This is a genomic window from Steroidobacter gossypii, assembly GCF_016801985.1.
Classification (GTDB): Bacteria; Pseudomonadota; Gammaproteobacteria; order Steroidobacterales; family Steroidobacteraceae; genus Steroidobacter; species Steroidobacter gossypii.
Genome location: NZ_JAEVLS010000002.1, coordinates 905,962 through 918,329, shown reverse-complemented (window position 1 = coordinate 918,329; position 12,368 = coordinate 905,962). Strand labels below are relative to the sequence as shown.

At 64.2% G+C, this 12,368-nt stretch carries 11 protein-coding genes; 1 reads left to right on the top strand and 10 read right to left on the bottom strand.

Annotated elements, in window-relative coordinates:
- Positions 1–175: 175 nt before the first annotated feature.
- The gene (locus JM946_RS11225) at positions 176–2,161 is read left to right on the top strand and encodes a S8 family peptidase (RefSeq protein WP_203167374.1); all 1,986 of its coding nucleotides are present in this window, start codon (positions 176–178) and stop codon (positions 2,159–2,161) included.
- Here the strand turns inward: JM946_RS11225 and gabT are convergent.
- The 10 genes from gabT to pheA all read right to left on the bottom strand — a co-directional run bounded on the left by gabT (position 2,111) and on the right by pheA (position 12,256).
- Complete coding sequence (gabT, locus tag JM946_RS11220) at positions 2,111–3,421, bottom strand: 4-aminobutyrate--2-oxoglutarate transaminase (RefSeq protein ID WP_203167373.1); 1,311 nt, start codon at positions 3,419–3,421, stop codon at positions 2,111–2,113. The genes JM946_RS11225 and gabT overlap by 51 nt on opposite strands.
- A gap of 75 nt (positions 3,422–3,496) precedes the next feature.
- Entirely contained in the window at positions 3,497–4,402 is a 906-nt protein-coding gene (gene galU / locus JM946_RS11215; RefSeq protein WP_322110927.1) for a UTP--glucose-1-phosphate uridylyltransferase GalU, read from the bottom strand.
- 158 nt (positions 4,403–4,560) lie between these two features.
- Positions 4,561–4,887: a ComEA family DNA-binding protein gene (locus JM946_RS11210; RefSeq protein WP_203167372.1), complete on the bottom strand. Its 327-nt coding sequence runs from the start codon at positions 4,885–4,887 to the stop codon at positions 4,561–4,563.
- Positions 4,888–5,035: 148 nt separating this feature from the next.
- Positions 5,036–6,235, bottom strand: coding sequence for a tetratricopeptide repeat protein (locus JM946_RS11205; protein ID WP_203167371.1), 1,200 nt, complete (start codon positions 6,233–6,235; stop codon positions 5,036–5,038).
- Positions 6,225–6,515 carry a LapA family protein gene (locus JM946_RS11200; protein WP_203167370.1) on the bottom strand — a complete coding sequence of 97 codons (291 nt, stop codon included), beginning with the start codon at positions 6,513–6,515 and terminating at the stop codon, positions 6,225–6,227. The genes JM946_RS11205 and JM946_RS11200 overlap by 11 nt, the downstream gene beginning before the upstream one ends.
- A gap of 99 nt (positions 6,516–6,614) precedes the next feature.
- Positions 6,615–6,965, bottom strand: a complete 351-nt coding sequence (locus tag JM946_RS11195) for an integration host factor subunit beta (protein ID WP_269140967.1) — start codon at positions 6,963–6,965, stop codon at positions 6,615–6,617.
- A 51-nt stretch (positions 6,966–7,016) separates the two neighbouring features.
- A complete protein-coding gene (gene rpsA, locus JM946_RS11190; protein WP_203167368.1) occupies positions 7,017–8,693 on the bottom strand; it encodes a 30S ribosomal protein S1 in 1,677 nt (558 codons plus the stop codon).
- 307 nt (positions 8,694–9,000) lie between these two features.
- Positions 9,001–9,687: a (d)CMP kinase gene (gene cmk, locus JM946_RS11185; RefSeq protein WP_203167367.1), complete on the bottom strand. Its 687-nt coding sequence runs from the start codon at positions 9,685–9,687 to the stop codon at positions 9,001–9,003.
- Entirely contained in the window at positions 9,680–11,023 is a 1,344-nt protein-coding gene (aroA, locus tag JM946_RS11180) for a 3-phosphoshikimate 1-carboxyvinyltransferase (protein WP_203167366.1), read from the bottom strand. The genes cmk and aroA overlap by 8 nt, the downstream gene beginning before the upstream one ends.
- Before the next feature lie 42 nt (positions 11,024–11,065).
- The gene (gene pheA / locus JM946_RS11175; RefSeq protein ID WP_203167365.1) at positions 11,066–12,256 is read right to left on the bottom strand and encodes a prephenate dehydratase; all 1,191 of its coding nucleotides are present in this window, start codon (positions 12,254–12,256) and stop codon (positions 11,066–11,068) included.
- Positions 12,257–12,368: the final 112 nt, after the last annotated feature.

Below are 12,368 nucleotides of genomic sequence, written 5' to 3'. Positions count from 1 at the left end.
GTGGATGACCGAATGTATGACCTCGAGTCGATTCGCACGCCGCGTCCAATTGGATGTGGATGATGGAGGCGCCTCGAGGCGGGTCGCAAACATTCATCCGCCGTACACCAAGCGCATGCTTACCTTATGTTCAGGCGCGACGTACACTCGTCGAGGGCTTGCAAGGAATCGCTCAATGAAATCGCTGTTCGCCATCGTCCTGTCCGCTGTGCTCGCCGTGCCGGCGTGGGCGCAGGACTATCGAGGTCCGCTGCGGCCGCAGGGCCAGGATGCGACCGACCAGATCATCGTGAAGTGGCGCAGCGGCGCGAAGCAGACGCTGTCGGCCAGCACCTCTCAGCGCGCCAGCAAGCTGTCGACCCGCTCGGGCCAGTCGATGCGGCACAAACGGCGCAGTACCCCCACCACCGAAGTCTTCAAGCTGGACCGCCGCATGAGCGGCGCCGAGCTGCAGGCGGTGCTCGATCGGCTCAATGCCGATCCGGACGTGGAATTCGCCGTCGCCGACAAGCGACGCCAGATCCAGGCGCTGCCCTCCGATCCGCTGTTCGACAATCAGTGGTACTTCAAGAGCATCGAGGTCGCCGCCACGCGCACCGATCAGGCCTGGGACATCGTCACCGGCCGACCCGAGGTCGACACCGTCGTGGCCGTGCTCGATACCGGCGTGCTGCCCGACCATCCCGATCTGATGGGCAAGGTGCTCGAGGGTTTTGACTTCATTTCCAATGAGCTCAACGCCAACGACAGCGACGGCTGGGACAGCGACGCGACCGATCCGGGCGACTGGCTGGAGCAGGCCGACCGCACCCAGAATCCGTCGGTCTTCGGCGGCTGCGCGCTTCGATCGAGCTCCTCCTGGCACGGCACCCGAGTCTCCGGCTTGATCGCCGCCGCCTCAAACGAGGGCGCGGGCATGGCCGGCGCCGCCTGGGATGCGCGCATTCTGCCGGTGCGCGTGTTGGGCAAATGTGGCGGCGACGATTCGGACATCATCGACGGGATGCGCTGGGCGGCCGGCCTGCCGGTGGACGGCGCTCCACTGAATCCCACGCCCGCCAGCATCATCAACATGAGCCTGGGCGGCAATGAGGAATGCAACGCCGCTTATCAGAGCGCGGTCGATGAAATCACGGCGGCCGGCACATTGATCGTCGCCTCGGTCGGCAACGAGGGTATTCCCGTCGGCGTTCCGGCCAACTGCAACGGCGTGCTGGGCGTCAGCGGCGTCCGTCACGCAGGCACCAAGGTGGGCTACAGCAATCTCGGCACGGGTGCGGACATCGCCGCGCCGGCTGGCAATTGCATCAACGAGGGTCCGCCCTTCAGCAACGACGCGCCGTGTGTGTATCACGTCCAGGTGCCGATCAACAGCAGCACCCGTGGCCCCGATCCGGCGGGCAACGGTCATACAGACGCGGTGTCTCGGGTCAACTTCGGCACCAGCTTCGCCGCGCCGATGGTGGCGGGCGCGGCGGCGTTGATGCACGAGGTGAATCCGGCGCTGACGCCGGCCCAGTTCACGACACTATTGAGAGAATCGGCCACGCCCTTCCCCACCTCGAGCGATGCGACGACTTTGATTTGCCGTGTGCCGACCACGTTCGTGCAGGGCTACGAGTGCATCTGTACCACGCTGACTTGCGGCGCCGGCATGCTCAACACCTTCGCCGCCGTACAGGCTGCGCTCAAACCTTTCGGCATCGTGCAATCGACTGCCACCATCGAACCGAACGTGGCCGTGAATATCAGCGGCAGCACCAGCTTCGGTGCGCCGGGGCGCACCGTCAGCTCGTATCAGTGGAGTGTGCTCGACGTGACGGGCGCCACGCCAACCATCGTCGACACGACAGCCGCGTCGACGACCCTGCAAGTCAGTGGCAACAGTCGCTTCACCTTGCGACTGCGGGTGACCGATGACGTCGGCACGATCGACGACACCGACTTCGCGATGGTCACCAGCACTCCGCCAGAGCCACAGACGCCGCCGGCGAGCACGCCGATCGGCACTGGCGACGGCGGCGGCGGCAACTTCGACTGGTGGTTGCTGGTCCTGGGTCTGTTGCCGCTTGCCCTACCGGGCCCGCGCCGCCGGAAGGTCGCCAACAGCTCAACCGGTCGCGGCCACCGGCGTCGCCGCCGCAACCACTTCCCGGAGTGATCTTTCGATGATGTCCAGGCCTTCGGTGATGATGGCATCGGAGGCCGTGAGCGGCACCAGCAGACGAATGACGTTGGCGTAGATCCCGCAAGACAACAGCACCAGTCCGTTGGCCGCCGCGCGCTGAACCAGCGACTTGGCAAGATCCGCATCGGGCGCATGCGGGTCGCGATTGCGCACCAACTCCATCGCCACCATCGCGCCCAGGCCCCGCACTTCACCCACGCAGCTGAACTCGGCCTGCAGCTTGCGCAGCCGCTGCATGAGAACTTCACCGACCTGCACGGCGCGCGCCGGCAGCTTTTCTTTTTCCATCACCTCGATGACGGCGAGCGCGGCGGCACAGCTCACCGCCGAGCCAGCGTAGGTTCCGCCGAGACCGCCGGTGATCGGCGCATCCATGATCTGCTGCTTGCCGACCACCGCCGCGAGCGGAAAGCCGCCGGCAAGGCTCTTCGCCATGGTCATCAGGTCCGGCTCGACGCCGTAGTGTTCGATAGCAAACATTTTGCCGGTGCGCGCGAAGCCGGTCTGGATCTCATCGGCGATGAACACGATGCCATGCTTGTCACAAAGCGCGCGCAGCGCCTTGAGAAACTCGGGCGGCGCGGCGTAGAAACCGCCCTCGCCCAGCACCGGCTCGATGATGATCGCCGCGACGCGCGAGGGCTCGACGTCGAACTTGAACAACTGCTCGATCGCAGCGAGGCTGTCCTCGGTCGTCACGCCGTGATACGTCACCGGGAACGGCACGTGATAAACATCGCCAGGGAACGGACCGAAGCCCACCTTGTACGGCGACACTTTGCCGGTCAGCGCCATCGCCATATAAGTACGGCCGTGGAAGCTGCCGCCGAAGGCGATCACAGCAGAGCGGCCAGTGTGAGCACGGGCGATCTTGACCGCGTTCTCCACCGCTTCGGCGCCCGTCGTCACCAGCATCGTCTTCTTGGGCGTGGGACCCGGTGCAATCGCATTGAGCTTCTCAGCCAGCTCGACGGCGACACGATACGGCGTGATCATCACGCACGTATGGGTGAAGCCCGCGTCGAGTTGTTTGATCACGGCGGCCTTCACATGCGGATGCAAGTGGCCGGTGTTCAACACCGCGATGCCGCCCGCGAAATCCACGTAACGACGTCCGTCCGCGTCCCAAACCTCGGCGTTCTGCCCCTTTTCGATATAGACGGGCAGCATGGTGGACATGCCCTTGGTGAGCGCAGCGTTGCGCCGATTGTGCAGGTCTGAGTTGGCTGACATGAGTTTCTCGAAAGAGACCGATGGATACGCAATGGCCGCGAGCCCGCGAGGACCCGCGGCCATGAAAGTTACGAATTAGTCTTTGGGCGCGAGTGTGGTCGAGGTGAGGTTGCGCAGATAGTCGTGGAACTTGGTGCCGAGGCTTTCATGCTTCAGGCCGTATTCCACGGTCGCCTGCAGATAACCCAGCTTGCTGCCGCAGTCGTAGCGCTTGCCCTCGAACTCATAGGCGTACACCGACTCCTCGCCGAGCAGATCGGCGATCGCGTCGGTCAGCTGAATCTCGCCGCCCGCGCCACGGCCGGTGTTCTCGAGCTTGCCGAAAATGGTCGGCGACAGCAGATAACGGCCCACCACCGCCAGGGTCGAGGGGGCATTGGAAGGACGCGGCTTCTCCACGATCTGTTTGACCGTGCTGATGCGACCTTCGCGCTCTTCGGTGGCCACGATGCCGTACTTGTCGGTTTCGGCGCGCGGCACTGTCTCTACGCCGAGCACGCTGCCGCCGCGCTCCGCATGCACCTGCGCCATCTGTCGCAAGCAGGGGGTCGGCGCGTCGATCAAATCGTCCGCGAGGTGCACGAAGAAAGGTTCATCGCCCACCACCGGCTTGGCGCACAACACCGCATGGCCCAGTCCCAACGGCGAAGGCTGACGGATATAGATACAGCTGGCCCACGACGGCACGATGTCCTTGAGCGACTTGAGCAACTCCTTCTTGCCCTGCTCTTCCAGCGCTTCCTCCAGCTCGTGATCGGTGTCGAAATGATCTTCGATGGCGCGCTTGGAGCTGCCGGTGATGAACACCAGCTTGCGCGCTCCGGCGGCCAGCGCCTCTTCGGCGGCATATTGGATCAGCGGCTTGTCGACGATCGGCAACATCTCCTTGGGGCTGGCCTTGGTGGCCGGCAGGAAGCGCGTGCCGCGCCCCGCCACGGGAAACACCGCCGTCCTGATTTCTGTCGTCGATACTTTCGCCACTGCAGATCTCCGCGTTAACGCTTTAAGGGAGCGACGCCGATGATATCGCAAGCCGATTGCAGGCTGGGGGTGCCAAGTTGCCCGGTCGGTGGTGACCGGGCATGCCTGTGGTGGTTTTGCCCCGGAAATCGACTTTTCGAGATCCGAGGTAGACCGGATCAGCCGCCCTTGCGAGACTCACCTGTCGCCGAATCCATACGGATGTTGGCGCGGTTTCGTTCCAAGGTTTTGGCGCCGATGCCTTTGATCTTGCGCAATTCGTCGGCGCTCTTGAAGGCGCCGTTCTTTTCGCGGTAGGCGACGATGTCCTCGGCCTTGCTGAGCCCGATGCCCTGCAGCTCCCGGGCGATGGTGGCGGCGTCGGCGCTGTTGATATCCACCGGGCCGGCCCAGACCGCGGCTGGCAACAGGCTGCAGATCAACAGCTGCACCGTGTAGCGCACCGAACCGATGCCGCGGGCGCGTCCCGAACGATGAGTCGACATGCTTCTCTCCTTGAAACACATGAACTGAACAGTGATCTATTGGGAATCGCGGATGCGCTCGCATCCGTGGGGGGCATTCTCCAGCGGGAGGGCGCGCGCAAAGCGACCGATTACTGGGCGAATGCCCAATTAATCGCCGACAGAACCGTCAGCGGCGATGCATGCCGGGGGTGAGATCGAGCAGCGCGACCGGCGCGAAGGCGTCCCAGCTGCGGCAACCCGGGCATTGCCAGAAATGCGAGGCGCTCGCGAAGCCGCAGTCCACACAGCGATAGCGCTGCGTTCGGCGGAGGATACGTCCGAGCGCGGTGGCCAATGCCGCGCGCTGCTCGGCCGTCAGGTGCGCCGGATCGCCGCTGGTCGCACTGACGATTTCACCGAGCGTCGGATCTTCGCGCAGCAGGTCAGGTAAACATTCGATAACGAACGGCTCTTGCTCCAGGCCCGCCACGATGGCCGCGTATGCCAGTTCGGCGCGCGCCACCGGATCGGGCCGTATCCAGGCACGAAAGCGCCGCTCGATTTCGACGGCGTCGGTGCCACGCATCGCGCGCATCACTCGGGGCAATGCCAGTGTGAGCAGTTTCGGATGTAACTCCACCGCGCGCTGGCACAACAATGCCGCAAGCTCCGGCTGATTCATGTCGAGCGCGATATCGGCTCGAATCAGCGCGCCTCGAGGAAAGTTACGTTGCGCGTCACGCGCCGAGTGCAGTTGCTGTCGCGCGCCGTCGAAGTCGCCTTGGGCTCGCAACTGCTCCGCAATCTCGCAGTGATAGTGAGCGATGGCCGTCGGATGTTCGGGAGAGGCGACTGCGACCAGGCGCCGATGCACGGCGATGGCTTGTTCCCAATCGCGCTGCTGCTCGTAGATCCGTAACAGATAACGCAGCGCCGCCACGTGCCGCCCGCCGCCGTCGGCCAGCTGCAGAAACAAACGTTCGGCGCGATCGAACAGGCCGGCGCGAAAATAATCCTCGCCCAGGGCGAACATCGCGTGCACGCGATGCTCATCCCGCAGCGACGATCGCGACATGATGCTTTCGTGCACGCGAATCGCGCGCTCCACTTCACCGCGACGTCGATACAGATAGCCCAGCGCGAAGTGCGTCTCGACGGTGTCGTTATCGACATCGACCATGCGCAGAAACACTTCGAGCGCCTTGTCGGGCTCTTCATCGAGCAGGAACCCCAAGCCGCGGAAGTAATCTTCGGAGAGTTGCTGGGAATTCTGACGGGAGGCGGCGTCGGGACGAGCGCCGGAACGATATCGAGCCAACAGCCAGCCGGCGGCTGCGGCGACGAACAGCGCGGCGATCAACAATAAGGACGGCGGATCAGCCGGCATTTTCCCCTGCTGCCGCGGCGGCGCGGGCCTTCTGCTCGGCCAGCCGCAACGCGCGTCGCAGACGACCGCGCTCGTTGAGCAGCTCGGCCACCCAGTAGACGCGCCAGATCAGGCCCGCCACCAGCCCGGCGACGAACGCCACCACCAGCGCCAGCCCCAAAGGCGTGGCAATGCGCAGGAACGCCAGCTCCACCTCGACCCGATCGAGGTTCATGGCGCTGATGAACAGCGCGACCAGGGCCGCCAGAGCCACGGAAAAGAAAAAGACCACGCGAGACATGCGCTCAAGAATACCGCAGTTGTGTGGTGTTCGAACTCGAGGCGCGGCGTGCTGCCGCGCTGAAGTCGGTCGCGAGAATCGCGACCTGGAGGAAGTAGCTCAGTCCCGGATGGGACTGCCGGCGCCGTCGTTGACCCGCTCGCGCAGATCCTTGCCGGGCTTGAAGTGCGGCACGTACTTGCCAGACAGCGCCACCGTCTCGCCGGTCTTGGGATTGCGGCCCTGGCGCGGCGGACGGAAATGCAACGAGAAGCTGCCGAAGCCGCGGATCTCGATGCGACCGCCTTGCGCGAGCGCATCGCTCATGATTTCCAGCACCTGCTTCACTGCCAGCTCCACGTCCTTGGCTGGCAAATGTTTCTGCTTGGCTGCAATGAGCTCGATGAGTTCCGATTTGGTCATGCTCGGGCCCGTTGTTGTTCTTCCACGGAACCTGCTTTGGGGCGGCAAGCACGGCGGTGATTGCTCACCGCCGTGCCGCTGAGTGCCGCCGGAGGCAGGTTAATTGTCCTGGCTTCCGATGTGCTCCTTCAGCAGATCGCCCAGGCTGGTGCCACTGGAGGTCTCGCCAGTGCGGTAATTGGACACCGCCTCGGCTTCCTCGTGGATCTCCTTCGCCTTGATCGACAGTGCGATCGTGCGGCTCTTGCGGTCGACGTTGGTGAAGCGGGCTTCCACTTCCTGGTCGACCTTCAGCACCGTACGAGCGTCTTCCACGCGATCACGCGACAGCTCGGATGCGCGCAGGTGGCCTTCCACGCCGCCGCCCAGGTCGATGATCGCGCCCTTGGCGTCGACTTCGCGCACCGTGCCCTTGACGATAGTGCCCTTCGGATGCTCGGCAATCCAGGTCGAGAACGGATCCTTCGCCAGCTGCTTGATGCCCAGCGAGATGCGCTCGCGCTCCGGGTCGATCGACAGCACCATGGCTTCGACCTGCTGGCCCTTCTGATAGTTGCGCACCGCCTCCTCGCCCGGAATATCCCAGGAGATATCCGAGAGGTGCACCAGGCCGTCGATGCCGCCCGACAGACCGATGAAGATACCGAAATCGGTGATCGACTTGATCTGGCCGCTGACCTTGTCGCCGCGGTTGAAGTTGTCGCCGAAGTCCTTCCACGGGTTCGACTGACACTGCTTGATGCCGAGGGAAATACGACGACGCTCCTCGTCGATGTCCAGCACCATGACTTCCACTTCCTGGCCGATGTGCACGACCTTGGAGGGATTCACGTTCTTGTTGGTCCAGTCCATCTCGGAGACGTGCACCAGGCCTTCCACGCCCTCTTCGATTTCCACGAAGCAGCCGTAGTCGGCGATGTTGGTGACCTTGCCGAACAGACGCGAGCCGGTCGGGTAACGACGGGCGATGTTCTGCCACGGATCGTTGCCGAGCTGCTTGATGCCGAGGCTGACGCGCTGACGCTCGCGATCGAACTTCAGGATGCGCACGTCGATCTCGTCACCCACGGTGACGACTTCCGACGGATGCTTGACGCGCTTCCACGCCATGTCGGTGATGTGCAGCAGGCCGTCGATGCCGCCGAGGTCCACGAACGCACCGTAGTCGGTGAGGTTCTTGACCGTGCCCTTGACCACCGCGCCTTCCTGCAGCTTCTCCAGCAGCTCGGAACGCTCGGCGCTGTACTCCTGCTCGACCACGGCGCGGCGCGAGACCACGACGTTGTTGCGCTTCTGGTCCAGCTTGATGACCTTGAATTCGAGGGTCTTGCCTTCGAGGTACGAGGGATCGCGCACCGGACGAACATCGACCAGCGAGCCCGGCAGGAACGCGCGGACGAAATCGATCTCGACCGTGAAGCCGCCCTTGACGCGGCCATTGATGATGCCCTTGACGATCTCCTGCTTCTCGAACGCCTGTTCGAGACGCGACCAGGTGCGGGCGCGCTTGGCTTTTTCGCGCGACAGGCGCGTTTCGCCATTGCCGTCCTCGACACTGTCGAGGGCAACTTCAACGTCGTCGCCGACGCTGACTTCGATCTCACCGCGGTCGTTCTTGAATTGCTCGACCGGGATCACGGCCTCGCTCTTCAAGCCAGCGTTGACGAGCACCACGTCGGGCCCGACTTCCACCACCCGGCCAGTGAGGATGGCGCCTGGTTTGATCCGCTGGGAGGCCAGGCTTTCTTCGAACAGTTGCGCAAAACTTTCGGTCATGAGTACTTCCGGGGCCACGTTGAGCCCGCATGGGTTGTCCTGACGGCATCCGCTCCGAGCAGGGGTTGTTGCATCGAGCCGCGCATCCGGCGCGGCGTTCACATCGTCGGTCGAAAGCGGCCAAGGCCCTTTCGACGATCATTCCACTGGTCGAAAGCGGCCAAGGCCCTTTCGACGATCATTCCTCTGGTCGAAAGCGGCCAAGGCCCTTTCGACGATTATTCCACTGGTCGAAAGCGGCCCAGGCCCTTTCGACGAAAACCAACCAAACAGAAACGTCCTTCGAACGGGAAATCGACGGCGCGAATCAACCACGCCGGAAGCGAGCGGCGGCCAGCTCCAGAACTCTGGCCAGGACGGCGTCAATCGTCATCGAGGTGGAGTCCACGATCAGCGCGTCATCCGCGGGCTTAAGCGGGGCGATCGGGCGGCTTGCGTCGCGTCGGTCACGCTCGGCGATGTCCAGCGAAAGGGCGGCGAGGTTAGCATCGAGGCCCTTGTCTTTCAACTGGTTATAGCGGCGACGCGCGCGCTCTTCGGCGCTCGCCGTCAGGTATATCTTCAATGTCGCTGACGGAAAAACCACGGTGCCCATGTCCCGGCCGTCCGCCACCAGCCCCGGTGCCCGGGCAAACGCACGCTGGCGCTCCAATAGGGCCGCACGGACGCCCGGCATAGCGCCGACCCGGGAGGCGCCCTCGCCCACCTGCTCGGTCCTGATGGCCTTGCTGACCTCCTCGCCTTCCAGCCAGATCTGCTCGCCGCCGTCCGGGGCGAGGCCGAATCTGACATCCAGCTGCTCGGCCACCCGTTCATGCGCGGCCTGATCGGCGGGATCCAGCCCTCGGCGCCCGGCTGAATACGCCACCAGCCGGTACAGTGCCCCGCTATCCAGCAGGTGCCAGCCCAACTGGTCGGCGACCCGGCGGGCGATGGTGCCCTTGCCCGAGCCGCTCGGCCCGTCGATGGTCAGAATAGGAACGCTGTTACTCATGCACGGTAACGTGCAGACCGGCGGCGCCCGCCGTGCCTGGGAAATCCGGGAACGACGTGGCCACGTTGGCCACATCGAGGATCTTGATCGGCGCGGCGGCGCGCAGGCTGGCCACCGAGAACGACATGGCGATGCGATGATCGCCGTGACTGTCGACCGTGCCGCCGGAGAACACCTTCGCTCCCGGATCCTGCTGATTGCGCCCTTCCGGGCGACCCTGAATGCGAATGCCGTCGGGCAGCACTTCGCAGGTGACGCCCAGGGCCTTCAGGCCTTCCGCCATCACAGCGATGCGATCGCTCTCTTTCACACGCAGCTCTTCTGCGCCGGTGACGATGGTCTCGCCCTGCGCGCAGGCCGCGGCCACGAACAGCACGGGGAATTCGTCGATGGCCAACGGCACCAGATGTTCGGGCACATGAATGCCTTTCAACTGCGCCGGACGCACCTCGATATCCGCCACCGGCTCGGCGCCCGCCGAGCGGTGATTCACTACGCGCAGGTCCGCACCCATCAAAGCAAGGATGTCCAGCAAGCCGGTGCGCGTCGGATTCACGCCGACGCCGCTGATGGTCAGCACCGCATCCTGCCTGGGATTGATGGAGCCTGCGACCATGAAGAACGCCGACGAAGAAAAATCGCCGGGCACTTCCAGGGTGCAAGCCTTCAACGAGGTCGGCGGCGTCAATGCGACTTCGCCATGGGCCGCGTCCACCTGGCAGCCGAAGCTCAGCAACATGCGCTCGGTGTGATCGCGCGTGATCGCCGGCTCGATCACCGTGGTCGGCGTGTTTGCATATAAACCGGCCAGCAGCACCGCGGATTTCACTTGCGCGCTGGCCACCGGCAATTCGTAACGAATGCCTTTGAGCGCCGCGCCGCCTTTGATCTTGACCGGCGGCTTGCCCTCGAGCGTCTCGATGCGTGCGCCCATTTCGCGCAGCGGCTTGGCCGCGCGCTCCATCGGCCGTTTCATCAGCGAGGAGTCGCCGATCAATTCGCTATCGAACGACTGGCCCGACAGCAGGCCGGTCATCAGCCGCATGGCCGTTCCGGAATTGCCCATATCCAAAGCATGACTCGCCGGCTTCAAGCCTCGCAGGCCCACGCCATGCACGCGCACCGCCTGCGGACCGATCTGCTCGATGCGCACGCCCAGCGCACGCATCGCCTTCATGGTCGACAGGCAGTCTTCGCTTTCCAGGAATCCGCTCACCTCGGTCACGCCGTCGGCAATACTTCCGAGCATCAGGGAACGATGTGAAACGGACTTGTCGCCCGGCACGCGGACGGTACCGGAGACGCCAGAAACAGGCTCGACTATGTAATGCGGCATCGAATTCTTACGAGGGAGGTGGGCCAGTCCGGCTAGGTTAACTCACAGCACCGCGGCCGGATACGAGCCCAGCACGCGGAACAGGGTGGAAGCCTCTTTCAACTGTTCCAGCGCGGTCTGCAGCGGCGGCTGCTCGGCGTGACCGATCACGTCGATGAAGAACACATAGTCCCACTTGCGTTTGCGGGACGGGCGCGACTCGATGCGCGTCATGGTGATGCTGTTGGCGGCCAGCGGACCGAGCAGGCGATGCAATGCGCCGGGCGATTGCGTGTCGCCGGCCGACACCAGCAACGTCGTCTTGTCCTGGCCGCTGGCGCTGAACAGCTTGCGGCCGATGACCAGGAAGCGCGTGGTGTTGTCGGCCGTGTCCTCGATCTCAGGCACCAGCACGCTCAGCCCGTAGACTTCGGCGGCGGCTTCGCCGGCAATCGCAGCGGTTCCTTCTTCGTCCCGCGCGCGCCGCGCCGCTTCGGCGTTGCTGGTGACCGGCACGCGCTCGATGTTTGGCAGGTGCTCGTCAAGCCACTGCCGGCACTGCGCCAGGGACTGCGGATGCGAGCATACGCGCGCGATCTTCTGCAGGCCCCTCATCTTGCCCAGCAGGTGCTGGCGGATGCGCAGTTCGATCTCGCCGCAGATCTTCAGCGGCGAGTTCAAAAACATGTCCAGGGTGTGATTGACGGTGCCTTCGGTGGAGTTCTCGATCGGCACCACGCCGAAGTCCGCATGACCGGCCTGCACTTCCTCGAACACTTCGCTGATCGCCGGTAACGGCAACGCCCGCACCGAATGGCCGAAATGCTTCAGCACAGCCTGCTGTGAGAAGGTGCCTTCCGGCCCCAGGAAGGCGATTTTCAACGGCTCCTGCTGAGCGAGGCATGCGGACATGATCTCGCGAAACAGCCGCACGATTTCTTCGTTGCGCAGCGGCCCTTGGTTGCGCTCGATGGCCTTGCGCAACACCTGCGCCTCACGCTCGGGCTTATAAAAGTCCGCGGTGCTGAGCCCTTCACCCCGTTTGGACAGACCCACTTGCTGGGCCCAACGCGCCCGCTCGTTCAACAGATCGTGGATGCGTTGATCGATGTCGTCGATCTGCTCGCGGATGGAGCTCAGCGGCGGTGGCGACGCGACCGAAGCCTGCTTCGGGGCAGCTGGCGCGGACGCCTTGGTCTGCTTGCCGCGGGCGGCGCCGGCTCTGGCTTTGCCGGCCTTGGATTTGTGCTTCATTGTGGGGCTGCGGGGACGCTGATCGGTGTGGAATCGAGTTCAGCCCGGCATTTTGCCAGTCGCGTCGGTCCTGCGCATCCATGCGCTCCCGGCCTCGGGCTTCCGGCCCAGC

Bases quoted from the DNA above. Each gene is read 5' to 3' on its own strand.
- JM946_RS11225 (WP_203167374.1), top strand. From the start codon at position 176: ATGAAATCGCTGTTCGCCATCGTCCTGTCCGCTGTGCTCGCCGTGCCG.
- rpsA (WP_203167368.1), bottom strand. From the start codon at position 8,693: ATGACCGAAAGTTTTGCGCAACTGTTCGAAGAAAGCCTGGCCTCCCAG.
- JM946_RS11210 (WP_203167372.1), bottom strand. From the start codon at position 4,887: ATGTCGACTCATCGTTCGGGACGCGCCCGCGGCATCGGTTCGGTGCGC.
- aroA (WP_203167366.1), bottom strand. From the start codon at position 11,023: ATGCCGCATTACATAGTCGAGCCTGTTTCTGGCGTCTCCGGTACCGTC.
- pheA (WP_203167365.1), bottom strand. From the start codon at position 12,256: ATGAAGCACAAATCCAAGGCCGGCAAAGCCAGAGCCGGCGCCGCCCGC.
- gabT (WP_203167373.1), bottom strand. From the start codon at position 3,421: ATGTCAGCCAACTCAGACCTGCACAATCGGCGCAACGCTGCGCTCACC.
- cmk (WP_203167367.1), bottom strand. From the start codon at position 9,687: ATGAGTAACAGCGTTCCTATTCTGACCATCGACGGGCCGAGCGGCTCG.
- JM946_RS11200 (WP_203167370.1), bottom strand. From the start codon at position 6,515: ATGTCTCGCGTGGTCTTTTTCTTTTCCGTGGCTCTGGCGGCCCTGGTC.
- JM946_RS11205 (WP_203167371.1), bottom strand. From the start codon at position 6,235: ATGCCGGCTGATCCGCCGTCCTTATTGTTGATCGCCGCGCTGTTCGTC.